This window comes from Bacillus cereus group sp. MG1 (assembly GCF_040460035.1).
GTDB classification, from domain to species: Bacteria; Bacillota; Bacilli; order Bacillales; family Bacillaceae_G; genus Bacillus_A; species Bacillus_A cereus.
This window is the reverse complement of record NZ_JARVGY010000001.1, coordinates 2946623-2967596: the sequence shown is the minus strand read 5'-3', so window position 1 is coordinate 2967596 and position 20974 is coordinate 2946623. Positions and strand designations below refer to the sequence as shown.

The following is a 20974-nucleotide window of genomic DNA, read 5'->3' as shown; positions in this document are numbered from 1 at the left end:
CCGTTTTTTATAATTTTAAAAGGAGCCCTTTAATCCCACTGTTTTTTACAGGTTTAGGATTCGGCTCCTTCGGTTGTTCTTCTATATTGTTTTGTAAATCATTCAGGATTTCGTTTTTTAATCCTGATAATGCTGCATTTAAATCTTCTTTTGTAATTCCTTGGCCCTTGTTCATGGTTCCATTTCTAAAGCCATCGATTACTTTCTGCGGAAGCATGGCAGCAGTAGCCGTTGAAGCTGTCATTTTAACCTGATTCTCCATAAACATGATTTCATCCGCGAAATTGTTTTCTAATGCTTGTTGCGGACCCATCCAAGTTTCTTCAGCCATCATGTTAAGTAGTTCTTCTTCTGATTTACCACTTTTAATAACATAGGCATTTACAATTGCTCGATCTGTTATTTTTAACATCTCAGCCGCCTTTTCCATGTCACGATGATCTCCACCATGCCACTTAGCAGCGTTGTGAATCATGATTTTTGCTGTTGGAGAAATTCGAACTTTATCACCTGCCATAGCAATTACAGAAGCTGCACTTGCTGCTAAACCAACAATTTGAACTTCCACATGACCAGGATAATTTTTTAATGCTGTGTAAATTTCCGAACCCTCATCTACATAACCACCAGGACTATTAATTGATACAATTAAATCCTCACTATTTGCATTATCCAGTTGTTTTGTAATCTTACCTGGGCTTGTCGCATCCATTTCAAACCAATCATAAATCCAAGCTTCATCATTCGAAATGATTGGTCCTTTAACGTCAATTTTCACCGTCATTTGTATTCTCACCTCCTTCAGATTCAGTTAGTTTCGTATAGTTTTTCGTAATATGATGTGTATTTAAGTTAGGATCATCAGAAATTTCATATCCTACTTCTAATCGAATCTCATTCCCTGTAAATGCACTTGAAGAAACGAGTTTATCGATGCTTGTCGCAAGATCAAATATACTTTGATAAGAAACAGCTTTAACTTCAATTTTTTGACCTGAAAGATACTCTTCTTCTTCAAAAAATTTAACGTTTGCTTCATCAGAAAGCTTTTTTAATAAAGGCTTCACTGTGAAAAGCATATAATTTTTCGTTTGCTTCTCAACATCAGCCATTTCGCCATATATCAAAGCAGTTGGAATACCGAAAGCCATTGCTACTTGATTTAAGAATCCATTTGTTACCTTATTAATTTCCTCCACACTCTGCCCAGAATTTGCTCCACCTGACGTTTCAGCATACTTAAAACCCGGTTGTTGCGGAATGATAGCAACGTCTTTTTCTCCAATTGCTTTATACATGTTATCAATAAATTCTTGAAGTTTGGCTTGATGTTTTTCACTCTTTGCAGCGAGCATGTCCATATCAACTGTTCCGCGAATTTGATTCTTACGTTTTTGAGAACTTAATATTCTACCGAATAAATCACCATAATCAGCAAACAAACCATCGATAAGAGGTGATAACTTATCATTCCTGTATCTTAAATGAATGACTTCACTTTGTTTAAAACTTCTCTTAAACTGATAATCTTTTACAGTGACATTTGTAAAAGTATCTTCAAACACAGCATATTCGTTATGTTCAAAGTCATCAGCAATAAGTAGATCACCATCATCCGCTTGAATAATCAAAGCTTCATTATCATAAATAAGTTTGTAAATGAAACTCTCCCAAAAGGTACTTGCTGTCATATTCTTATTCGGTCTAACATTTAATCGGTAGTAAAGCTCATCCTTTTCAAATTCTTCACCGTTTTTCACTCTAAATTCTGACTGACTAATCGTTCTACCTAAAAAGGATATACAGGTATCAATTGCTAATCTTTTCATGTGCACTCTGTTTGCTTTTTCAATAAACATTTCCACATCAAACATAAATCCTACTTCACTATTTCTTTTAAATACTGCGTCCAACCATCCAATGATTATCACCCCCTTTATTAGAATTTAATACCGTCTAACATAAAGTCGAATTCATCCACAAGGATTTTATCCGCTTGCCACAATGCATGGATAAAGGCTTGGAATCCATCTGTTTTCCTTTTAAATTCGTCTTTTTTCAAATACTCTTTGTTTCCATCTTTTTTGATATGAACGTAAACATTATTCGTGTACCAACGCATTAAAGGGTTATCTCCAAAGATAATATGGTTATTAGCAAATAGCGTTTCAACTCTTGGAGCTAAAAGTGAATGAATCGCTTTTGGATTACGGATATATAATAATATGAAACCTTCCGCTTCAAGTGCTGTTTTAACCAGATCAAGACGAAATGTATCGGCTACTATTGTATTAACCCCATATAACTCACGCATTTTTACAAACCAATCTACAATGTGAGAGATATTAATCACTGGCTCATCTAAAATAGTGAGCAATCCTTTTTCTTCCCATTCCTTAATAGGTACTTTTAATTTCACTTTGTCCAAAAAGCCTTTCCTTACAAAAGAATGTGATTTCCAAATATAATCTTCACCATGCTTAAATAGTAGGCCTACCGCTGCAAAGTCTTTGATACTAGCAAAATCGAGCCCGCCCACGGCTGTTTTATGCCTTAAATCCGGAATTTCTCGAAGTGTTACTCCATCTTCTTCAAACCCAGTACGTATGATTTCTTCCCACGGGGCTACAGACTTCGTTAAATCTACTTCTGGTAGATTCATTCTTTTTGTCATAAAGTTTTCTCTATTAGATGGATCATTTTCAAGATTTTTATACTGACGCATAACTTTTTTAAACAAACCTCTAGCATATTGACTCATAGGCTTACTAAACATTGGATTTGCTTTTTCCCACATATCTGGATTGTCTACTTCTTCAGAATCATCCAACTTACAAATAAAAGGAAATAATCTATCCTCTTTTTCTTTCCCTTTCAGGATATTCATGGCCCGCTCTTTCATTTTGTCAAGATAACCTTCACGAACAAATCCATCTGTGGTAATAAAAAATTCCCTAGAGTTAGGAACTTTACCTAAACCACTAGAGAATACCTCTACAACATCGCTATTTTCATACCTATGTATCTCGTCATAAATAACACATCCATCTCTTAATGAATCTTTACTTCCTGCATTCGATGTATGAAATTCAAAAGTTGAACGAGTAGCTTTGTTTGTTATTAATTGTTTTGTTGAGACAAATAGTTCATCTAATATCTCATGTTTTTTATTCTTCTCATAAACATCTACAAAAGACGTTTTAGCCTGCCTTTCTGTATTAGCAACTACCGATACATTATAATGCTCAATACCGTGCAATTCGCTAATAAAGAAGTGTGTCAATGCACTAATCAATCCATTTTTACCAGCCCCCCTTGCCATCATCCAAAAATGCTGATCAAAATAAACATCCTCATATTCATCAAACAAAAAAACAAATGCTATTAAAAATTTTTGAAAGGAATTTAATTTGAAATGCCACTTTTCTATGAAAGTTACACATTTATGAATTAAATCCATATCGAAATGTAGATCATTACGGGTTAATATATCTTGCTTTAAATAATGAATAAGCATGATTCGTTCTTTATTTAATAATACTGTTCCCGTCTCATATAGTTCTATATATTCACTTACATACTTATGAACAATCATATTAAATCACTTGCCGAATACTTCTTAATTTCTTTTTTATTATTTCCTTCTGGCAACAAATCTGTTAGTTGTTTAATGACCCTTTGATATGATTGATCACGGGTATTATATAGCCGGGCAACAGGCCGTTCTCTTTCATACGGCTCTGTTTTATCTGATTGTGAGAACATTTCATAATCACCATTCTCAGATATATCCATCCACATCTCATTCAATAAAACTCGTAATCTTGCTGCCTGAATAATTAACCCTTCAACTACTTTCAACTTACTAGGTGGGATTTCTTTAAATAGTCTTTTCAAACGATTTTTTTCTTTGTTAACTAGTACCTCACGCTCATCAATATCCGCCATACTATCACCTCGATTCAATCATATTTTCATACTGGGTAGGGGTCCTATGCGATATGGCTCAAAAATCTGGAAAAACGACCCCCTCCTCCGGTGCCCCTTAGAGCAATTTTTGATGAAATATTTTAAGGGGGGGTGTTATTACCGAATCATTTTTACCACTTCTCATCATGTTCCCATTTATTCTGTTTCTTTTTGAATGTTCTACCGTGTTCTTTATTATGACAATCCACACAGACTATTTCGAGATTATCTATTTCTAATGCAAGAGCTGGATGATGTTCGAGTTCTTTTATATGATGGACAACAAGTTGAATCTTCTTACGCTTTGCACTCTCGCTGTATTCATTCGTGTCTGTTTGTACTCGGCCATTACGTTTACATTCCTGGCACTCATAGTTGTCACGCTTCTTTACTTGCTCACGTATACTCTTCCACTCACCACTGTCATAGAACTTACGCTTCTGCTGTTTGGTTTTGTATTCCTTCATTACACATTACACCACCATCTGCACACCACTTACAGCCTAATCCATCCTTCGATTTCGCTATTCGTTCATTATACTGTTCCGTATATCCACATACTTTACATCTAAACTGTACAATCTTTTGTACCCTTTTACTTCTTAATAGATCGTCAATTAGTTTGTTCATTAAACTTATATCGGCTTCTTTCTTTGCTGCTGGTGTTAGATTATTATGAAATCCCTCTATCACTTCAATTAAGATTGGCAACTTCTCTACATCTACATACTCTTCAATATCATCTACCCCAACCGAATGTATAAGCGTACTAATTGCAATTGCTTTCTCAAGCTTAGTTAATTGCATCTATTCTCATCCCTTACGCTTAAATCTTTTCTCCATCTGTCTCTTTCTAGTAATTCTTTTATTGATGTTTGTTTCAGGTATTCCACGGAATAAAACATAGGTTTCCCGTCATATAGCTTGTAATACTTAACATCTATTCCAGCTTTTTTATGCGCTTTTTCAAGAGGTTTAAGGCATTTGATATATGCTTTCTTATCAATGAGCATAAGACCAAGCGCAGCAATCTTACCATTTAAAACGCTGTCCAATTATCCTCACCCCTTATCTTCTAATAAACTAGCAATCATTTTATTTAGTACACTTAATGTCGCTTCTCCACACTCTTTCTCTGTTGCACCGTTTACTATCGGTCCGAACTCTTCTTCTAATCGTTGTAAGTCAATATGTTTAGCAAGTGCATCCTCACCTACCGCTACGAGGATTGAGCTAACAATACCTATCTTCTCAAGTTTAGTTAATTGCATCTACCTCACTCCTTCTCTATCAAATGCAACACGTTTGCGCTTATCTTTCCTTAACAACAAATATAATTTATATCTGAATGTTTGAATCACTATCATTAATACGTTTGACAATTTCTGAAGCCATCGCCTTACCATTTAAAACGATGGGACATTCTACTGTAATATCTTTCAGTGCGCTCTTTCCCTTAAACCTACTCATAACCTTTTCCAACTTCTCCAATGCAGCCGTACATTCATTAGCAGCTTCCGTTACTTCTTTAATTCCTTTTAATGCTTCAGTTGTTTCAACATTTAATTCAATTGTTAATCCTTGAATATTCTTTTTTGCATCATGTGATTTTTGTGTATATTTGTTCATTACCCACACATCTACAAAAGCACCATTACATTTTGGACAAACTGTTACTTCTTGATATTCTTCTTTAGATGGATGATAAACTTTATCCATATGACCACATACTAAACATTTAGCTTTATGAAAATACTTTTTCTCTTCATTCACCTTACTCACTCCTCACCATTCTCCTAATAACTCACGTAACTTCGGATGCCTGTATTCGTACCACTTATAGAAAGATAACCAAAATGCTTTTATTGTATCTTCATACATTTCTTTTGCCTCTTCATCGCTTAATTGAAACTCTTTTTTTAAGCACTGTAATGATTCATTGTAATGAAAACTTTCTACACTTTCACGCCAATTAACTAATGTACCTATTAAATAATGTCGTGTCATTTACTAAACACCACCTATGTAATTTTCACATAATAAAAAGCACCCAATTTGGGTGCTCGATATACTGATATATTCATAAAAAACATACAAAAAAACAGAGAAATTTACCTTTACCTATTGATGCGCATTACGATACGTGTTATAATAAGTATAGAAAGTTGAAAGGAGGTAATAACGATTTCTAGTAGGGAAGTAATTAAGAGGTTAAAAAAAGAAGGATGGTTTATAGTGAACATTGAAGGCAGCCACCATCAGTTCAAACATCCTTCTAAGATTGGTAAAGTGACTGTGAAACATCCGTGCAAGGATATTCCAAAAGGTACACTTCGCTCAATCTATAAGCAAGCGGGTTGGTTATAAACCACCCCTTGCTTTCCCTAATTATACAAGAAATCGTTATAAAAACAAATTATGAAAAAAGACTATTACGTTTATCCCGCTATCCTTGAAAAGTCTTCAGATGGTTACGGTATTTACTTTCCAGACCTTCCTGGTTGCGTTTCTCATGCAGATACACAAGAAGATGCTTTAAAGGAAGGTAGAGAAGCATTAGGACTTCACTTATATGGTATGGAAAAGGATAATGAATCAATTCCCGAACCGACACCAATTGATAAATTAGAATTAGATAAAGATGAAAATTCTTTTTTAATTGATGTTTGGATGCCACCACTTAGAAATAAAGACAAAACAACTTATAAAAGAAAAAATGTAACTCTTCCTTCTTGGTTAGAAGAATACGCAACTCATAAAGGCGTTAATTTTTCCGAGATCCTTGTAGAAGGTTTGGAAATGCATTTGGGCATTAAAGATAAAAATAATACACCATAAAGGACGCCATGAGCGTCCTCTTTTTTATATAAGCTATTTGTTACTCATATTCATTTTTTATTCTTCTTTGAACCGACACTATAAGATAAGCACGTATCAGCTCAAAGAAGAGCAAAAGCTCTCCTTATGGACCGTTTAATTATTTTTGTATTCCTGCATAATCACAATTAGATTCGAAAGTTCTCTTTGTAATTATGTACTCGCCCTATAAACGCCAGTTCATTCAAACAGACATCCATAAAGCTTTATTCGGTAACCAACCCATTAAAATTTTACAGTTACTATTAAAAATAGAAAAGAGCAACCATGCACCAGTCGCTCTTACGTAAAATTCTATGCTATTACTATAATTCATTTTTTCAATAGATACCATATGTAAAACTTACTGTAAGAAAAGTGTAAGTTCTTCAGCAAGCTTTATCCTTCTAGAAATTTCAGCATGCTTCTGATATACATAACTACTACTATAGCCTAGTTCCCTAGCTATAGATTCTAATGTTTTTCGTTGCACATACTTACCAAATAGAATTTTATTTTCTAGCCCTTCAAACTTACTAATTAATATTTTGAGGTCGTACTGATCGTTCATCTTATTCGCTAGTTCATATTCTATAGCCGCTATGTGTTCCTCTATTTTCGCACCATCTGAATCAGCAGTTAACTTATACTTTGATAAATCACCAACACTCCAACGCATTAATTCTCTTTTACTTCTATGCAATTTATTTTCTAAATAAATGATTTCATCTTCCAACTTTTTATAATCTTTAAACCATTCAAACAAGGGTTGGCTCACCTGCTTCCTCTTTCACCATGTAAACTCATTTCTTCATGTTACGTTTATTTAACTGTTTTCTTAAATGCCCGTAACTCACATTAAACTTTTTAGCAATTTCAATATATTTCATTCCATGTTCTTTAAGTTTCATGGTTTCTTCACAAATTTTATTCCATTCGTCTTCTGTTCTTTGTATGGATGTTTTAACAAAAACTTTACCACCCAAAACAACCCCTATTTCATTCAATCTCTTCCCTACTTCACACTTTGTCCAACAATACACAAAATCACGAGAACATTTATTGTCACACTGACGGCAATGATTATCTGTTAATCCTAATATTTCAATCCTCGCTTCTTTTGGACTCATATAGTAACCATTCCTAACTTATCTACATGATATAAATAATCAACAGGTGCTCTATTAGTTTGTGGTACTATATACGCTCTTTTCTCAAATTCCTCTCTTGGAATAGACTTTCTTCCTCCATCATAAAGCATAGCTTCATAGTATTCTGTTACTACAGAAACAGGAACAAAATAAATAACCTGATCTGTTCTGAACTCTATTAAAAAGAAACAAATTGCTCCCTGTTCTTGTGTATCCTTTAAATAATCAATTTGGTGCCTACTTATATTATCTAACGGGAAGCTCGTGGTTTTTTCAGTAGATTTCGCTTCAAAATAAACAGCTCTCCCTTTGTACACACCGTCATAATCTACTGTAGATTTACTTTCCCATGCACTTTTAGTTATATTGCCTTTCCTATCTGTCTTTATCACTTTTATTGGTGTAGGGCGCTTATTAAATACTCCTACATTCGCCGCTTTATACATACGGCATGTATTGTTTAATAAAAGCTCAAATGACATTCCTCTATTTGCGTAACCCATGATACACCGTCTCTTTCCACTAAAATAATTATTTTTTACAAATTATAATCTTGTACTACCTGGCTTAAGAACTCTCTTACCGCGCTCTTCTTTCTTGCTTCTGGTTTAATTACAAGCTCAGTTACCTTAAACCCCAGCAATTCAGCACCTTCTATATTTCCTCTAAGCAAGTTGTGTAAATTATGACTATAATACTCATCCGTTACCTCAATCACCAATTCAAGCTTATGACCAGCAGGAAATGTAAGTAATTTTGTAGCTGCTCTATACGTTTCATCTTCTTCCATTCGTTTATTGTGCCGACGTAGTTTTTCTTCAAAATCTTCAGATTTACTTATCTTCATCATTCTGTCTCACCTTTTTCTAAAATAAGAATTTTGTTATAAAACCTCTGTTAAAATACGAAACTCTTTATACATCTGATTTTCAATGGTAATTTCAATTGGTTTACCAACTAATTCAGAAACAATATTTACTTTCGCATCTTGCAAAATACGATTCGTTTCTTTTAATACTTTTTGATACGCTTTATGTTTTTCATCTTCCGATTCCCAATTACAATGTTCCCCTATATTAATAAGGTGTCTTCCTCCACAACTAACCCCGCTATTCCCATCAAAACGGAATTCGAGTTGCAGACCCATTAAGAATGGCCTATCCCTCCATGTTCCAAATTCAGCTTTCTCAATCTTACCTAGAAATTTACCATCCATTTTTATCTCTCCATTTCATTCAAATAACTATTTTGTTTAGTTCTCTTCTTTAATTTCCTTAGTTAATTTAACTGTTCCGATATCCTCGTAAGGCTGAGCGATATATCCTTTATCGTGTAGAGCTTTAACTACTTCTTGCATATCCTTCCAAGCTTCTGTACCTTGACCAAATTTAATAGTGATTATATTCATTTTTCATTCTCCTCTACGAATAATCTTTTTTACATTACACATACTATCCTCAAGTCAATTTCCCATGACTACACTCTTTCAAATCGGAGCTTGCTCCTCCGAAATGTTTTGGATCGTGGCAGGTAACTTAGTCAGTTACCTGCCATTTTCTATTCAAATAACGCTTTTAATAAAAATTAGTTGAAACAACAACTGTCGGCTCTACAGATACTTTTATTAACTTTCTATAGTATCTTTCTCCATTGATTTCAATCGATGTTTTTCTTGCTCCCTTATATAGCGTGTCTAAACGCTTAAAATCACTTTCAGAAATTAACTTCCAAACAAACACATCATCCATCGATTCTTCAACATTTCTAGTATCATAACGCTCCCATTGCCAAAACATTTCCGATAGCCAATCATCTAAGTCAGAATGCGTTGTAAAAATGTACGCTTCATCACCGCAGTCGTCTTCTCTGAATACAAAATAGTACTCCGTTAATATGCTAGTGCCTTTTCCTTCTCTTTGAACGAACTCTTTAAAAGCTTCCCAATTACTTTTCAATCCGCCCCAATCTAAACTTCTCACCATTCTATTCCCCTCCGTTTTTGTACAAAATTCAAATTTGATAACAACCCAGGACTCCCTCATTTAAGAAAGTCCTGGAAATATAATTATTTAACTTGAACCAATGGATTAGCTTCTCCACTTACTTGTGGTAACTTACCATCCCATTTTTCAATTTTTTTAATTTCTACAATTTCTGGAGTTAAAGACTTCTTAATAATCTCATTCGCTTCAGCTTTTCCTCTTGCTTCCTCAATAGCTTTCTCTGCATTGATTGTAGCTTGCTTTTTCTCAATCTCTGCTTTTTCAAGGTTCTGTTGAGCGTCTACTACTCCTTGAATCGCTTTCGCTGTATTTGCGTCTGGTTTAGGTGCTTCTAACGTAACGGAATCTACTAAGAATCCAGTAGTATCTACCATTTTTCTAAATTCCTTTTCTATCGCTCCATTAATTTCCCCTTGATGCTGGAATACCTCAAGAACTGAATAGTTAGAGAAAACGTTTAATGTAGCTTTCTTAAGTCGAGTCTGTAACCACCCGTTCTCAATTACATCTGGAGCTTGTCCTTTGAACTTGTTATAAATCTTAGGAAGTTTCTCTGCATCATTCATGTAATCATAAGATAGACTCACTGTTAATGGCTTACCATCTTTGGTTTGCACGCTAAATTTATCTACTTTAACCGTTTCTGTTGAAATAGGATAAGCTGTTACACGTTTAAATGGCGAAACTAAGTGCCATCCTTGTCCTAAAGTTTCCTTTTCAATTCCTGTACTTCTGTTATAAACAACACCTGCATGTCCCTGATCAATCACCTTCACGCTCATTGCTGTTAAAATTCCACCTGTTAAAAGACTGAAACCTACTACTGCTGCACCTACGATTTTCTTTGTATTCATTTTATTTTTCCTCCTTGAACATGTTTTTAATTTTTAATACTACGTTTCCAATACACTCAAAAACTCCTAATTTACCTGCTACAATCCATAAAAATGACAACACTATGATAAACACTATAATTCCTACAAATAACGAGAACATTGCATCACTCCTTTCTCTTTAGCTTCACAGCAATCCAGCGTGGTATTTTTGTATATTTTAAGAGTGCAAACATGGTAGTTTCCGTATCTCCATTCACAAATGACCAACAAACTCTTCCCATCATTCTGTCCCAATTAAACGTTGGATCAAGTTTTTCTTTGTATGGCCATAACGTTTTGTTCTCTTCAATAGTTATATTCCCCATACCTTTCCTAGCTTTTTTAAACCATTTGTAATCTTTATTGTTACCCTTGCATGCATATAAACCATATTGAGTGCCTCTTGCATATCGCATTTTAAATGTATCTCCTTATCCTTTATTTGAAATAGGGCAAACTATTTATTCACTTGCTTTATCCAACCATATCTTCAGCGAAAAATAGAATTTCTAAATTATCTGTTGCAGCCTCATATATTTGATGCGAGTTCATGATTTGTACAGTTGCTCTATCACCTATTACATGTAAAACACGAGATGCATACACCTCATCCGTTACAACATCACCAGAACGATATTCGTTCGGCTTACGTCCTTTTTGAGCAAATACACGTCTTACGCTTTCTGCATCGATTTCTTCTACTGTTGCATATCTACATTTATTCGCATGATTGTAGCCCCAATCACTATGTATCGCTCCTTCGCATCCCCACGATCCCCATAACTCTACTTTGTCGTTAAAAGTATCCTTAATCACTCGTTTCACTTGTGTAATAACTTTGTTATCCTTCAATTCGCATACAACCCATTGACCAGTAGCTACATTCTTTTCATCAATTTGTAAATTCATTCCCTATCTCTCCTTAATTAAAGATTTATGAATTCAAACTAATTTGCTATATAAGTTAACCTTCTGCGCTTCATTCGTTCTTCTCTTGATGGAATAACCATCTTCGACCAGAACGAAGCGTCCTTACCCTTCTTCCCACATTCTGACCGTGTCATTATTGGAATTGTTATAGCTTCTTCCATTGACCATCCCAAACGTCTAATTCTATCGCGAGCAACCGTGTAACTAATCCCATTTAATGCAGCTATCTCCATTTGTTCATCACTCAATGCTTTATTTTCAAAACAAGAATTTACTTTGCTTGCTCGTTTCATACATTCGCTTCTGTTTAAAGGCGGTTGACTTATTGCATCAATTCTTGTCCATCCTCTTTTTATTCTGTCACAGTATGCGTGACGAGCTATCCCGTTTTGTAAGGCTATTTCCTTCACCTTATTCCAACCATACTTATCCCGCATCGGAACAGGGGTTATTATTGCAATTTCTTTCTCCCAACCTAAATCCCTAACCCTCCTGTTCAATGTGCTACGACTAATTCCATTCTCTGCTGCCATTTCATATTCTTCTGGAGTTATATAATATTCATATGGATTCCGCATGACTATCTTCTCCTTTAGACCATGGTGATGCTTCTTTTGCCATTATCGCTACTTGTGATCGAGATAAAATTGGCGTATTAATCGCTCGTTCAAAATCCCATTTACATTTTTTTACCCTTTCCCATAACCTTGAATAACTAATCCCATTTAATCTTGCTCTTCTAATTTGTTCATTTGTAAAAACACGTTTTTTCTTTTGCTCTCGCATTTTTTCTATTTCTTTTGAATTCATTGGTCTCTGAGTTATCGCTCGTTCAAAATCCCAACCAAGTTTTATTCGCTTTTCAAATGTTTTCATCGCAATACCGTTACTAAGTGCTACATCTTTTACTTCACGCCAAAGGTGATTTTTAATAGGTGGTGTATCGATCGCTCGTTCTTTACTCCAACAAAGATCATAAATTCTAGACCTTAACGTACTTGCGCAAACACCATTTTTTTCTGCTATTTCGTATTCTTCTGGAGTTATATAATAATCATATGGATTCCGCATGAGTATCTTCTCCTATTCAATTGTTAATTAAGTTCTTGAATTTCTTCTAACGATCTATTCGAAACTTCAATACTACGAATCTTAAAACTATAGTTTTTACGATATTTCCCACGGATTTTTAATGCCGCTTCTTCCTTCGTTTCAGCTTCACAAAATTCTAATTTGAATCCTGATTCTGTAACAATATCCACCATGTATGTATCTATAAGTGGCTCATAAATAAAATCATGATCTATTGTGATTTGTTCAGTCATTTAACTCACCTTCTATCGGTGAAAGTGTAATAATCATTTGTTGCTCTAACACGTTCCCTATCACAGCATTCATCCATAGATTAGGATTCATTTTTCTTATTAAAAATTCGATGACTACAATTAACTCTTCGGTAGATAAGGAAACAAATTCTCCTAAAGGTTCTTGATTAAACTTGCCACCACGTTTTTCAATCGTTAGAACTACATCATTATCAATCACGTATCTTTTTGCAGTTACTAAATCAAATTGACGGACTTTCTCGCGGCCGAATCCTTTTATTAATTCCTTTAGCACGTCATAAATGACACGAAAATCTAACACTTTTACTTGCTGTTCAAGCTGCTCTCTACACTGCTTACATAAAGTCCTTTCCAAACTAGAAATATATATTTTACTCATATCAGACTCAGGAAAAGGATTTTCGCATTTATAACACTCTTCTCCAATTACATCTTCAAATGGATTTAACATGTAAATCGCTCCTATGATTTATATTTGTTTAGCACTTCTTGTAATCTCTCACGCTCTTCATCAATAGATTGCGAGTTTTGCTTTTCGATTTCTTTTTTAGTTGGCTCAACATCTTCACGTAACCAATCTGGAACAATTTCTTTTCTATTTGAACGACCTGGTCCCGAGCCATTCAATCGCTTATTCTTACTCATTTCAAAGCGTCTGTCTAATGCAGCAACATCATCTAATGTTTTTACTTTTTGCTTTTCCCAGCTTTTCAAAATGGCCTTAATGTAATTCCATTTTGGCTTATTTTCATCAATAGCTTTGTGAGCAGCATGTTTAATTAATTCGCTACCAAACGAATCACAAAACTCTCCTAATTCCGTAATGGCAATTTCACTTAATGGAATTCCTTCACCTTTTAAAAAGTTATAACCGACCTTAAATTCTTCATCGACTAATACATGTGATTTCGATTCTTTCTTATCATCATGATAATTATTAGTATTTTGTATATTATTAGTACTTAGTAAAGAATTAGTATTTAGTAGTCGGCATTTTTCCATAGGGTGGTTCGTCCACTCGGTGGTTTCACCATCATGTGGTTCATCCATAGGGTGGCTTTTCCACCCAGTGGTTTCACCACTAGGTGGTTTATCCACCCTATGGTTTTTGGTATCTATGGTTGGTAACTCATAAACAATGGTTTCCCAATGTGAAATTTTCCCTGTTTCTGAATTTTGGATTGGATATCTCTTCAAATACCCTGCCTTTTTCAATTCTTTTAGGGTACTTGTTGTTGTTTTCTCGCTATCCTTGGCATGTTGACTTAATTCAGTAGCATGAAATGTCCAATCATCCGGTAAAGAAAGCATGTAAGCCAATAACCCCTTTGCCCTCCAACTTAAATTTTCATCGCGCAAAGGTGTATTGTGTATAACCGAATAATTCGTATCCTTTTTCACTCGAAAAATACCCATATTTCCTACCTCTCCTATTTCCAAAACATCAATTAATTGTTATAATACGTATTATTATTTTTTCTTTAGGACCCGTTGCAGCGGGTTCTTCTCTTATGCATTCTTGCGAATTCTTTCAACTATTTCTTTTCTGCCACCAACCTTTTCAAGACGATCTGCTACACGAAAAACCTCTGTTCTTTCTGCTTCACGATCACTTTTTTGTTTCTTAAAATACATAGCTGATAACTGTTTTGATATCTCTAAATCTCTTATACTTTGCTTCTGATAAGCGTTATGTAATTCAAGATACAAAGTTTTATTCCTTTCCTTATTTGCCTGGTTCATTTGTTTATATAACAGATGCAGATTTTGTATACACTCTCTACGCTCCTCTTCTAATTCCAAAGCCTTTTCTAGATGTTCCGGAAGAACTCGGCTTTCTATTCCCATCATTTAAAGCCTCCCTTTCTAAGCGATCACTTTCATCAAACTTTCGTTCAATGAAAGTACCACCTTTATAAACTCCATACGCAAATATCACTATCCCTAATCCAAAGATACAGACATTCGTTGTACTTTCTACTGTTGTAATATCCATTAGGCTAAAACAAACACCTTTTTAGACTCTATTTCTTGTGACAATGCTTCATTTAAGTACTCTTTAATGTTATTCATCGCTTCTAGCTTCCAAGCTCCACCATCGGCTTCAAACAAACCACAACGAGCACCTTCACGCATTCTGAATACAAACCTACTTTCTGGTTGTTCTACTTCTACAAATGTTCTATATGGCATTAACTCAACTGGGTTAGGAACTTTCGCCTGCCCTCTTGTAGCAGTTCCTGTTTTTACAGTTACAGCTTGCGATACACCATCATCTTCAATTCCTTTTACCATTTCATCTACAACATTTCCTATCACCTTTAAAATAATGCCACGATGATCATTTTCTACAAATCCTGACTGTAATGCGATATTAAGTTCTTCTCTGTCATAAAAACTATCAAAGTTAAAACGTGGAATAGATGCTTTCGCTTGGATATATGTACTTCTAGCCTTATCTCCATTAACTGCAGTAAAGCAACTTACCGTTGTTGGATTTTCAATATGAATCATTAAAGGCTCTGCAGTATCAAATTCTGATTTCACATAACTTACTAAACCAGATAAACTACGTACTACAACTTCCGCAGGTGTTGGCTCTTGCACAAGATGTAATCGTTGCGTGGAATATGTCTGTTCCCCGATTTTATGTGTTTCAATTGTTCCAATCTCTAATACCTTTTCAATTGCTTCTCTTGTCATAGTCATTTTTATTTCCCCTTTTCTTAATTAGATTTAGTTTTCAAATAATCGATTACTACTGTTTGCTTCTCAGCAGCTTGATTTTGTTCTTTCTCTTCTACTTCTTCTACAGGCTGTCCAACATCTGTTTTCACATCACCCTGTAGATCCATATAAAACTGTCCCTGGATCCCGGAAGCTAACTCTTGACCAACTAAATTTCCGTTTTGGTCCATATCTAATAAAATCTTAGACTCTACCGCTTCTGTTGGTGCTAGTTTCGAAGTGGCTTGAACCTGACAATTCCATACATCACGCTTTTTATCACCAGCAAACGAAAGTGTTAAAACAATCTTTCTTGCTTTTTTAGGATCAGTATTTAAATCCGCCATATTTTCCATTACACGCTCAAACTCTTGATGAAATCTTTCAGCAAGTGCTCCATCGGCAAATGTATTTAAATCAATCATGACTTCCATTATTTTTCTCACCTAAGCCTTCCTTCTTAAAATTCAACATCCACTTGAATATCGATGTTCATAGGTAGTTCTTGAGCTACAATAATTGAATTAGGACTCGTTCCTTTTTTAATCAACTTTTGAACCCCTTCTTTTGCGGCATCCTTTGTTTTGTATCCAAAAACATTTGGTGTACTGGATAAACTCGTAACAATTACTAAAATTTGTTGTTGCATGATTGCTCCTCCTACTGAACTTCCGCCATATTTATTTGTGCATTTGTAGCTGTAATTTCTTCTTCTAAAATGATTGGAAGTGAATATTCTTCATTAATGATTTGAATCGCTCTATCTAAATGATGACGTTTAATAGCTTTATAACTACTAATCCCAAACTCTCTATGTAATTGACTATAAATATCGCTATACACTTTTTTTCTAAGGCTAACATCCCGATAAGCATTAGATTCTTTACCACCTAATAGAAGAACACCTAACTTTCTTACAACCTTTGATACTTCATCACATTCGATAGCATATAAAGGGGCGTTTTCTCGTAAATCCTTCACATCTGATTTAATATCTTGAATTTCTTGTTTTTGATCTTCTAAAACATCAAATGTGAGTTTCAAAATACTCATCGGATCTTTAGGAAGTTGTTGCTGATTTTGTATGTGTTGTTTCATTCGTTTAAACTCTTCAATAAACTTAATTTTCATTTGAACGGCTTCTTTTGTGTTGTAACTCATTGCAACCAGCGTGAAAGCTTCTTCTGTTAAGTTATACTTAAGATATTTTCGCCCACGCTCATTTTCATAATTTGACTCGTGAAAATTTACGAGTGAAAATTCAGGTCCCGCATATTCAATTTGTTTTCTAATATCTTTCAACACATTGTCATGTGTCTTTACAAACATTTCAGCAATCATTAGACTATCTGTTACTACTTTTCCGTTGTTTTCAAATACTAATGCTTGTTCGTTTGCTACTGTTAAATGATTCATGTTACTTTCCTCCTCTACAAATTCGGAATAACTTTAGTTTTATTCGTATTACGATGCACCAAATGCAATTCATTACTTACTTTTTTAAAAATCAACCAATTATCAGGATTCAAATTGTATGATTTAATATGAATCTTTTCTTTTTTTGTTGGCTTTTTACCATTTTTCAATTAACTCACCTCCCTTCGATCTGAAACCTTACGGTTCATTTCGTATAACTTACGTTTTACTTCTGCGCATTTTTTAACAATTTCATGCCCTTTCATAATTCGTGTTGCTAATAGTACTCCGTTCATGTTTTTCACTCTCCTTAAGATTTATTGACTTAATGGATATATGTAAGTTAACTTGCTTTTATCTACTCACAATCTGATTAAAATGCTTTTCAAGAAACTCTTGCATTCTATCAGCTATAAACAACCACTTTTTCCCTCTAGACTCTGGGTAATAAACAAAACCACCGTTATTAATATCCAATATTTTTTTATAACAAGGTTTGTAAAGAATATTTTGTGTTAACCAACCATAACTATATCCAGTAGCTTTTTTTAAATCCTTCATTTCCCACCATGTTTTTTCTTTTTCCACTTAAAACCCTCCTCATAATATTGAGATACTCGATATTAATCTATAAAAAAAAGATACTCAATTGGTAATCCTAACTTTTTTTTAATAACTTGCATCTCATAATCCGAAAATGAAAATTTCCCTTTTTCCTTCGCAGAGTATGCGTCTCTATTGATCCCCAATGCAATTGCCATTTCTGCAATCGTGATATCACGTGCCATTCTTTCTCTTTTTAAAATTCGTTTAGGTTTTAAATATTTCTTTCTAATTTCTTCTTTAACAGTCATTGTGTCACCTCCGAATTATCCGATGACCAAATAATATCGCATATCTCGATATTTTTCAAGCTATACACAAAAATAATATTACGATGTACAATATTTTTATTGTGTCACGCGTTATTTTAGAGTATACTATCCTTATCGTATCAATGGATGGAGGTCACTTGAAATTGAAAAAAAATATTCTGGGTCCAGCGATCAAATATTTACGTAAATACAGAAGAATGACTCAAAAAGATTTAGAAAAAGTTACTGGTTATAAACAAAGCACCATATCTGGTCATGAAAATAGAAATAGCACACTTGATGAGTTAGATATACAAAATTATGCAAAGGCATTACAGGTAAGTCCCCAAAGTTTCTTTACGATAGCAGAAAAGCTGGAAAAAGGAGAAAGAATTACTGATGATGATGTATCAGGGATTATCACTATAAACAAGGATCAGGAAACAGAAGATGATCCTCATATGGTAATCGCAGCTCACATGGAAGATAATCTAAGCAAAGAAGAACTACAAGAGGTAATGGACTTCATTAATTTTGTTAAAAGTAAAAGAAAATAGGAGCATTTATATGAACAAGTTGGAAACACTTATAGCACAATATCCAGAAATAACTTTCAACTTTAATAATGAGATGCCTAATGGGTTAAGTGGACTTTGTGTTGGTAGTGAAATATATATCAATAATAATCTTAATCAAACCATTGCAGAAAAATACGTAACAGTTAGTGAGGAAATAGCTCACTTTGAGAAAGGCATAGGTAATATAATTAAACAGGAAACTATTACCGAACGTCAGCAAGAATTCCAAGCCCGAAAAATAGGCTGCCTCCGAATTGTGACAATTGATGCTTTAATACTATGCTATGAAAAAGGCATCCAAACACCTTGGGATATAGCAGAAGAACTTGAAGTTACAACGGCTTGTGTTATAGATGCATTTGAATATATCCGGATGACAAAAGGAGTATCTTTTTATCATAAAAATTACTTAGTTCATTTCTTAACTGATACACATATAAACATTCAAAAATTTTAGTGAATTTTATTTTGAATGGAGGAGAAAAACTTGGCAAGCTTTGAAAAAAGAGCAACTGGTTGGAGGTATCGCGTTTCTTATAAAGATGGAGATAAATACAAAACAAAAACCCAAGGTGGATTCTCGACCAAAAAGGAAGCAGCAATTGCAGCAAGTGAATTAGAAAAAAAAATAAGTCGTGGACATAATTTAAATGCAGAAGATAAACTATTCTCCGAGTATATGAGAGAATGGTTTGAAGTATATAAAAAAGGAAAACATAGTCTATCGCATGAGAAAAACCTTTTACAATCTGTAAAATTAGTCGAAGAACATTTTATTGGTGTCCGTATGAAAGACTTAAATAGAGTTTTATATCAAAACTTTTTAAATGAATTATCTAAAAAACGTGCTAAAATGACCGTCAAGAAAAAACATAACTGCGTTAAAGCATGTATAAAATATGCAATTGAAGATGGAATTTTGCATAGAGACCCTACTTACAAAGCTATCATACATGGAGAAAATGAAACAAAATCAGAAGAATTAAAGTTTATCAATCAAGAAGAGATGAAAAACATAGTGGATGAATTACGCGCAAATTTGACACCACAATACATTTCAAGATATATAATTCTTTTTGCCATAGCCACTGGGGCAAGATTTGGTGAAATAATGGGGATGACATGGGACTGTATAGACTTAGAAGAAAGAACAATTACAATCAATAAGACTTGGGATTATCGTGATAAGAATGACTTTGGTAACACTAAAAATTATCAATCTGTACGTACAATAACAATTGATCAGGAAACAGTGAATATGTTAAAAGATTTACAAAAACACCAAAAAGAACATGCTCTGAAAACAGGTTTAAGGAATACTAAAAATTTGTGCTTTATTAATAATCAAATGGAAGTTATAACAAATAACGCTGTAAACAAAGTTCTTAAAAAGATTTGCGCAAGGTGCAATGTTAAACTAATAACATGTCATTCATTACGCCATACACATGCATCTATACTCTTATACAATGGCGTTAATATAAAATACATTTCAAGAAGACTTGGCCACAAAGATATTGTAATTACACTACAAACATATTCACATGTCTTAGATGAAATGGAACAAAAAGAATCTAGAATCGTTGATCAAACTATGTTGAATTTGTTCCAATCAGTTATATAAAACGTGCAAAAATCGTGCAAAAAAATTTCTAAACGTATAAGTTTATTTGAAATAGATAGTTCCTACAAAATTATATAAGTCCAGTTATATCAAGGTTTTAAGAAAAAACATGTAATTATTTAAAAATCTAAAAGCGCGCCCAGAGGGATTCGAACCCCCGGCAGACGTGGTACCGGAAACCACCGCTCTATCCGACTGAGCTATGGGCGCATGATTATAGAAAACACTTCATTTTCTTCTCATAATAATAGCAATAAAATCCATCTAAATCAATAAAAATATCCCCGTAATACCTTATGCATCTTAGCTAAAAGCATATAAAATCCATTCCACCCCTAAATTTTCCAATCATAAATTCTCCCCAACTCACAAATTATAATCTTTGAATTGATATTCCAAAGGGGGCTTCATTCAATGACTGTAATTACAAAATTAAAGCAGACTGTTTCTGGATTAAAAAGTGCACAAGCTAGCTTAGAGGGATTCGCTCTTGATACGGATAACCAACAAGCTAAGCAACTTTTCCAAACAGCTGCGCAGCAAACACAAACGATTATCGATTCTTTAAACCCACGTGTTGAAGAAGTCCAACAAGAAGAACCACAATACTCACAGCAATAACGAATCAGTCTTGCTGTGAAATAG

General features: G+C 34.1%; 39 protein-coding genes, 1 tRNA gene and 1 pseudogene. 6 read left to right on the top strand and 35 right to left on the bottom strand.

Annotated features, from left to right (window positions below; genetic code table 11):
• Window positions 1-7: 7 nt before the first annotated feature.
• The 10 genes from QCI79_RS15420 to QCI79_RS15375 all read right to left on the bottom strand — a co-directional run bounded on the left by QCI79_RS15420 (window position 8) and on the right by QCI79_RS15375 (window position 5976).
• Window positions 8-784 carry a head maturation protease, ClpP-related gene (locus QCI79_RS15420; RefSeq protein ID WP_021727808.1) on the bottom strand — a complete coding sequence of 259 codons (777 nt, stop codon included), beginning with the start codon at window positions 782-784 and terminating at the stop codon, window positions 8-10.
• A complete protein-coding gene (locus QCI79_RS15415) occupies window positions 768-1931 on the bottom strand; it encodes a phage portal protein (RefSeq protein WP_031303405.1) in 1164 nt (387 codons plus the stop codon). The genes QCI79_RS15420 and QCI79_RS15415 overlap by 17 nt, the downstream gene beginning before the upstream one ends.
• Before the next feature lie 8 nt (window positions 1932-1939).
• Window positions 1940-3595, bottom strand: a complete 1656-nt coding sequence (locus QCI79_RS15410) for a terminase TerL endonuclease subunit (protein WP_021727810.1) — start codon at window positions 3593-3595, stop codon at window positions 1940-1942.
• Window positions 3592-3948, bottom strand: coding sequence for a hypothetical protein (locus tag QCI79_RS15405; RefSeq protein WP_000763337.1), 357 nt, complete (start codon window positions 3946-3948; stop codon window positions 3592-3594). The genes QCI79_RS15410 and QCI79_RS15405 overlap by 4 nt, the downstream gene beginning before the upstream one ends.
• Window positions 3949-4100: 152 nt before the next feature.
• The gene (locus tag QCI79_RS15400; protein ID WP_021727811.1) at window positions 4101-4436 is read right to left on the bottom strand and encodes an HNH endonuclease; all 336 of its coding nucleotides are present in this window, start codon (window positions 4434-4436) and stop codon (window positions 4101-4103) included.
• Window positions 4402-4776, bottom strand: a complete 375-nt coding sequence (locus QCI79_RS15395) for a hypothetical protein (RefSeq protein ID WP_001177569.1) — start codon at window positions 4774-4776, stop codon at window positions 4402-4404. The genes QCI79_RS15400 and QCI79_RS15395 overlap by 35 nt, the downstream gene beginning before the upstream one ends.
• Complete coding sequence (locus tag QCI79_RS15390; protein WP_021727812.1) at window positions 4767-5024, bottom strand: hypothetical protein; 258 nt, start codon at window positions 5022-5024, stop codon at window positions 4767-4769. The genes QCI79_RS15395 and QCI79_RS15390 overlap by 10 nt, the downstream gene beginning before the upstream one ends.
• 6 nt (window positions 5025-5030) lie before the next feature.
• A complete protein-coding gene (locus tag QCI79_RS15385) occupies window positions 5031-5240 on the bottom strand; it encodes a hypothetical protein (RefSeq protein ID WP_016099128.1) in 210 nt (69 codons plus the stop codon).
• A 67-nt stretch (window positions 5241-5307) separates the two neighbouring features.
• A complete protein-coding gene (locus tag QCI79_RS15380; RefSeq protein ID WP_023901328.1) occupies window positions 5308-5742 on the bottom strand; it encodes a hypothetical protein in 435 nt (144 codons plus the stop codon).
• Between the two features lie 12 nt (window positions 5743-5754).
• Window positions 5755-5976 (bottom strand): hypothetical protein, encoded by a 222-nt coding sequence (locus QCI79_RS15375; RefSeq protein WP_021727814.1) that lies wholly within the window; start codon window positions 5974-5976, stop codon window positions 5755-5757.
• A gap of 171 nt (window positions 5977-6147) precedes the next feature.
• Between QCI79_RS15375 and QCI79_RS15370 the strand changes: the two genes are divergently transcribed.
• Both QCI79_RS15370 and QCI79_RS15365 read left to right on the top strand, forming a co-directional pair.
• Window positions 6148-6336, top strand: coding sequence for a type II toxin-antitoxin system HicA family toxin (locus tag QCI79_RS15370; protein WP_080546591.1), 189 nt, complete (start codon window positions 6148-6150; stop codon window positions 6334-6336).
• Between the two features lie 51 nt (window positions 6337-6387).
• Window positions 6388-6807 (top strand): type II toxin-antitoxin system HicB family antitoxin, encoded by a 420-nt coding sequence (locus QCI79_RS15365; RefSeq protein ID WP_000711195.1) that lies wholly within the window; start codon window positions 6388-6390, stop codon window positions 6805-6807.
• Between the two features lie 382 nt (window positions 6808-7189).
• Here the strand turns inward: QCI79_RS15365 and QCI79_RS15360 are convergent, their stop codons facing one another.
• From QCI79_RS15360 to QCI79_RS15245, 24 genes and pseudogenes are all read right to left on the bottom strand, one after another.
• On the bottom strand, window positions 7190-7591 hold the full coding sequence (locus tag QCI79_RS15360) for a hypothetical protein (RefSeq protein WP_003308641.1): 402 nt from the start codon (window positions 7589-7591) through the stop codon (window positions 7190-7192).
• 37 nt (window positions 7592-7628) lie between these two features.
• Window positions 7629-7955 carry a hypothetical protein gene (locus QCI79_RS15355; protein ID WP_021727815.1) on the bottom strand — a complete coding sequence of 109 codons (327 nt, stop codon included), beginning with the start codon at window positions 7953-7955 and terminating at the stop codon, window positions 7629-7631.
• Window positions 7952-8479 (bottom strand): Holliday junction resolvase RecU, encoded by a 528-nt coding sequence (gene recU, locus QCI79_RS15350; RefSeq protein ID WP_000540090.1) that lies wholly within the window; start codon window positions 8477-8479, stop codon window positions 7952-7954. Before recU ends, QCI79_RS15355 begins: the two co-directional genes overlap by 4 nt.
• 35 nt (window positions 8480-8514) lie before the next feature.
• Window positions 8515-8826 carry a hypothetical protein gene (locus QCI79_RS15345; protein WP_023901329.1) on the bottom strand — a complete coding sequence of 104 codons (312 nt, stop codon included), beginning with the start codon at window positions 8824-8826 and terminating at the stop codon, window positions 8515-8517.
• A 33-nt stretch (window positions 8827-8859) separates the two neighbouring features.
• Entirely contained in the window at window positions 8860-9192 is a 333-nt protein-coding gene (locus QCI79_RS15340; RefSeq protein ID WP_021727817.1) for a hypothetical protein, read from the bottom strand.
• Window positions 9193-9234: 42 nt separating this feature from the next.
• Window positions 9235-9384, bottom strand: a pseudogene (locus tag QCI79_RS15335) (DUF8088 domain-containing protein); the annotation flags it as partial.
• A 166-nt stretch (window positions 9385-9550) separates the two neighbouring features.
• Window positions 9551-9958, bottom strand: coding sequence for a hypothetical protein (locus QCI79_RS15330; RefSeq protein WP_016090376.1), 408 nt, complete (start codon window positions 9956-9958; stop codon window positions 9551-9553).
• Between the two features lie 83 nt (window positions 9959-10041).
• The gene (locus tag QCI79_RS15325) at window positions 10042-10833 is read right to left on the bottom strand and encodes a prohibitin family protein (RefSeq protein ID WP_001093039.1); all 792 of its coding nucleotides are present in this window, start codon (window positions 10831-10833) and stop codon (window positions 10042-10044) included.
• A gap of 146 nt (window positions 10834-10979) precedes the next feature.
• Window positions 10980-11270, bottom strand: a complete 291-nt coding sequence (locus QCI79_RS15320; RefSeq protein ID WP_021727939.1) for a hypothetical protein — start codon at window positions 11268-11270, stop codon at window positions 10980-10982.
• Window positions 11271-11328: 58 nt separating this feature from the next.
• Window positions 11329-11763, bottom strand: coding sequence for a hypothetical protein (locus tag QCI79_RS15315; protein WP_021727940.1), 435 nt, complete (start codon window positions 11761-11763; stop codon window positions 11329-11331).
• A gap of 38 nt (window positions 11764-11801) precedes the next feature.
• Entirely contained in the window at window positions 11802-12362 is a 561-nt protein-coding gene (locus QCI79_RS15310) for a hypothetical protein (protein WP_021727941.1), read from the bottom strand.
• A complete protein-coding gene (locus QCI79_RS15305; protein WP_023901362.1) occupies window positions 12346-12855 on the bottom strand; it encodes a hypothetical protein in 510 nt (169 codons plus the stop codon). Before QCI79_RS15305 ends, QCI79_RS15310 begins: the two co-directional genes overlap by 17 nt.
• Window positions 12856-12878: 23 nt before the next feature.
• Window positions 12879-13109 (bottom strand): hypothetical protein, encoded by a 231-nt coding sequence (locus tag QCI79_RS15300; protein WP_000139236.1) that lies wholly within the window; start codon window positions 13107-13109, stop codon window positions 12879-12881.
• Window positions 13102-13581, bottom strand: coding sequence for a hypothetical protein (locus QCI79_RS15295; protein WP_048549428.1), 480 nt, complete (start codon window positions 13579-13581; stop codon window positions 13102-13104). The genes QCI79_RS15300 and QCI79_RS15295 overlap by 8 nt, the downstream gene beginning before the upstream one ends.
• 11 nt (window positions 13582-13592) lie before the next feature.
• Window positions 13593-14546 carry a DnaD domain protein gene (locus QCI79_RS15290; protein WP_021728135.1) on the bottom strand — a complete coding sequence of 318 codons (954 nt, stop codon included), beginning with the start codon at window positions 14544-14546 and terminating at the stop codon, window positions 13593-13595.
• A 93-nt stretch (window positions 14547-14639) separates the two neighbouring features.
• Window positions 14640-14981 (bottom strand): hypothetical protein, encoded by a 342-nt coding sequence (locus tag QCI79_RS15285; protein ID WP_353842243.1) that lies wholly within the window; start codon window positions 14979-14981, stop codon window positions 14640-14642.
• 144 nt (window positions 14982-15125) lie between these two features.
• Entirely contained in the window at window positions 15126-15839 is a 714-nt protein-coding gene (locus QCI79_RS15280; RefSeq protein ID WP_000178949.1) for a hypothetical protein, read from the bottom strand.
• A gap of 17 nt (window positions 15840-15856) precedes the next feature.
• Window positions 15857-16291: a hypothetical protein gene (locus tag QCI79_RS15275; protein WP_000453491.1), complete on the bottom strand. Its 435-nt coding sequence runs from the start codon at window positions 16289-16291 to the stop codon at window positions 15857-15859.
• A gap of 26 nt (window positions 16292-16317) precedes the next feature.
• Window positions 16318-16506, bottom strand: a complete 189-nt coding sequence (locus QCI79_RS15270; protein WP_001187283.1) for a hypothetical protein — start codon at window positions 16504-16506, stop codon at window positions 16318-16320.
• Window positions 16507-16517: 11 nt separating this feature from the next.
• Window positions 16518-17273: a Rha family transcriptional regulator gene (locus tag QCI79_RS15265; RefSeq protein ID WP_048549487.1), complete on the bottom strand. Its 756-nt coding sequence runs from the start codon at window positions 17271-17273 to the stop codon at window positions 16518-16520.
• Between the two features lie 14 nt (window positions 17274-17287).
• Window positions 17288-17443: a DUF6906 family protein gene (locus QCI79_RS15260; protein WP_000788384.1), complete on the bottom strand. Its 156-nt coding sequence runs from the start codon at window positions 17441-17443 to the stop codon at window positions 17288-17290.
• Entirely contained in the window at window positions 17444-17569 is a 126-nt protein-coding gene (locus tag QCI79_RS15255; RefSeq protein WP_023901365.1) for a hypothetical protein, read from the bottom strand.
• Between the two features lie 58 nt (window positions 17570-17627).
• Entirely contained in the window at window positions 17628-17861 is a 234-nt protein-coding gene (locus tag QCI79_RS15250; RefSeq protein WP_000410023.1) for a DUF771 domain-containing protein, read from the bottom strand.
• 35 nt (window positions 17862-17896) lie between these two features.
• On the bottom strand, window positions 17897-18127 hold the full coding sequence (locus QCI79_RS15245; RefSeq protein WP_000216290.1) for a helix-turn-helix transcriptional regulator: 231 nt from the start codon (window positions 18125-18127) through the stop codon (window positions 17897-17899).
• Window positions 18128-18291: 164 nt separating this feature from the next.
• On the opposite strand from QCI79_RS15245, the gene QCI79_RS15240 reads away from it, so the two are divergent.
• From QCI79_RS15240 to QCI79_RS15230, 3 genes are read left to right on the top strand one after another with little or no spacing between them, the layout of a single operon-like run.
• Window positions 18292-18684 (top strand): helix-turn-helix domain-containing protein, encoded by a 393-nt coding sequence (locus QCI79_RS15240; RefSeq protein ID WP_002133807.1) that lies wholly within the window; start codon window positions 18292-18294, stop codon window positions 18682-18684.
• Between the two features lie 10 nt (window positions 18685-18694).
• On the top strand, window positions 18695-19162 hold the full coding sequence (locus QCI79_RS15235; RefSeq protein ID WP_001037137.1) for a hypothetical protein: 468 nt from the start codon (window positions 18695-18697) through the stop codon (window positions 19160-19162).
• A 30-nt stretch (window positions 19163-19192) separates the two neighbouring features.
• On the top strand, window positions 19193-20329 hold the full coding sequence (locus QCI79_RS15230; protein WP_021727786.1) for a site-specific integrase: 1137 nt from the start codon (window positions 19193-19195) through the stop codon (window positions 20327-20329).
• Between the two features lie 134 nt (window positions 20330-20463).
• Here the strand turns inward: QCI79_RS15230 and QCI79_RS15225 are convergent.
• A tRNA-Arg gene (locus QCI79_RS15225) sits at window positions 20464-20539 on the bottom strand.
• A gap of 204 nt (window positions 20540-20743) precedes the next feature.
• On the opposite strand from QCI79_RS15225, the gene QCI79_RS15220 reads away from it, so the two are divergent.
• Window positions 20744-20950, top strand: coding sequence for a DUF1657 domain-containing protein (locus QCI79_RS15220; RefSeq protein WP_000216166.1), 207 nt, complete (start codon window positions 20744-20746; stop codon window positions 20948-20950).
• Window positions 20951-20974 lie beyond the last annotated feature (24 nt).

Excerpts from the sequence above, each read along its gene's own strand:
- QCI79_RS15420 (WP_021727808.1), bottom strand. The coding sequence starts at position 784 with ATGACGGTGAAAATTGACGTTAAAGGACCAATCATTTCGAATGATGAA.
- QCI79_RS15375 (WP_021727814.1), bottom strand. The coding sequence starts at position 5,976 with ATGACACGACATTATTTAATAGGTACATTAGTTAATTGGCGTGAAAGT.
- QCI79_RS15405 (WP_000763337.1), bottom strand. The coding sequence starts at position 3,948 with ATGGCGGATATTGATGAGCGTGAGGTACTAGTTAACAAAGAAAAAAAT.
- QCI79_RS15290 (WP_021728135.1), bottom strand. The coding sequence starts at position 14,546 with ATGGGTATTTTTCGAGTGAAAAAGGATACGAATTATTCGGTTATACAC.
- QCI79_RS15365 (WP_000711195.1), top strand. The coding sequence starts at position 6,388 with ATGAAAAAAGACTATTACGTTTATCCCGCTATCCTTGAAAAGTCTTCA.
- QCI79_RS15395 (WP_001177569.1), bottom strand. The coding sequence starts at position 4,776 with ATGCAATTAACTAAGCTTGAGAAAGCAATTGCAATTAGTACGCTTATA.
- QCI79_RS15320 (WP_021727939.1), bottom strand. The coding sequence starts at position 11,270 with ATGCGATATGCAAGAGGCACTCAATATGGTTTATATGCATGCAAGGGT.
- recU (WP_000540090.1), bottom strand. The coding sequence starts at position 8,479 with ATGGGTTACGCAAATAGAGGAATGTCATTTGAGCTTTTATTAAACAAT.
- QCI79_RS15325 (WP_001093039.1), bottom strand. The coding sequence starts at position 10,833 with ATGAATACAAAGAAAATCGTAGGTGCAGCAGTAGTAGGTTTCAGTCTT.
- QCI79_RS15345 (WP_023901329.1), bottom strand. The coding sequence starts at position 8,826 with ATGATGAAGATAAGTAAATCTGAAGATTTTGAAGAAAAACTACGTCGG.
- QCI79_RS15310 (WP_021727941.1), bottom strand. The coding sequence starts at position 12,362 with ATGCGGAATCCATATGAATATTATATAACTCCAGAAGAATATGAAATG.
- QCI79_RS15270 (WP_001187283.1), bottom strand. The coding sequence starts at position 16,506 with ATGCAACAACAAATTTTAGTAATTGTTACGAGTTTATCCAGTACACCA.
- QCI79_RS15245 (WP_000216290.1), bottom strand. The coding sequence starts at position 18,127 with ATGACTGTTAAAGAAGAAATTAGAAAGAAATATTTAAAACCTAAACGA.
- QCI79_RS15330 (WP_016090376.1), bottom strand. The coding sequence starts at position 9,958 with ATGGTGAGAAGTTTAGATTGGGGCGGATTGAAAAGTAATTGGGAAGCT.
- QCI79_RS15340 (WP_021727817.1), bottom strand. The coding sequence starts at position 9,192 with ATGGATGGTAAATTTCTAGGTAAGATTGAGAAAGCTGAATTTGGAACA.
- QCI79_RS15255 (WP_023901365.1), bottom strand. The coding sequence starts at position 17,569 with ATGAACGGAGTACTATTAGCAACACGAATTATGAAAGGGCATGAAATT.
- QCI79_RS15300 (WP_000139236.1), bottom strand. The coding sequence starts at position 13,109 with ATGACTGAACAAATCACAATAGATCATGATTTTATTTATGAGCCACTT.
- QCI79_RS15235 (WP_001037137.1), top strand. The coding sequence starts at position 18,695 with ATGAACAAGTTGGAAACACTTATAGCACAATATCCAGAAATAACTTTC.
- QCI79_RS15305 (WP_023901362.1), bottom strand. The coding sequence starts at position 12,855 with ATGCGGAATCCATATGATTATTATATAACTCCAGAAGAATACGAAATA.
- QCI79_RS15385 (WP_016099128.1), bottom strand. The coding sequence starts at position 5,240 with ATGCAATTAACTAAACTTGAGAAGATAGGTATTGTTAGCTCAATCCTC.
- QCI79_RS15265 (WP_048549487.1), bottom strand. The coding sequence starts at position 17,273 with ATGAATCATTTAACAGTAGCAAACGAACAAGCATTAGTATTTGAAAAC.
- QCI79_RS15400 (WP_021727811.1), bottom strand. The coding sequence starts at position 4,436 with ATGAAGGAATACAAAACCAAACAGCAGAAGCGTAAGTTCTATGACAGT.
- QCI79_RS15220 (WP_000216166.1), top strand. The coding sequence starts at position 20,744 with ATGACTGTAATTACAAAATTAAAGCAGACTGTTTCTGGATTAAAAAGT.
- QCI79_RS15410 (WP_021727810.1), bottom strand. The coding sequence starts at position 3,595 with ATGATTGTTCATAAGTATGTAAGTGAATATATAGAACTATATGAGACG.
- QCI79_RS15280 (WP_000178949.1), bottom strand. The coding sequence starts at position 15,839 with ATGACTATGACAAGAGAAGCAATTGAAAAGGTATTAGAGATTGGAACA.
- QCI79_RS15315 (WP_021727940.1), bottom strand. The coding sequence starts at position 11,763 with ATGAATTTACAAATTGATGAAAAGAATGTAGCTACTGGTCAATGGGTT.
- QCI79_RS15355 (WP_021727815.1), bottom strand. The coding sequence starts at position 7,955 with ATGAGTCCAAAAGAAGCGAGGATTGAAATATTAGGATTAACAGATAAT.
- QCI79_RS15295 (WP_048549428.1), bottom strand. The coding sequence starts at position 13,581 with ATGTTAAATCCATTTGAAGATGTAATTGGAGAAGAGTGTTATAAATGC.
- QCI79_RS15285 (WP_353842243.1), bottom strand. The coding sequence starts at position 14,981 with ATGATGGGAATAGAAAGCCGAGTTCTTCCGGAACATCTAGAAAAGGCT.
- QCI79_RS15275 (WP_000453491.1), bottom strand. The coding sequence starts at position 16,291 with ATGGAAGTCATGATTGATTTAAATACATTTGCCGATGGAGCACTTGCT.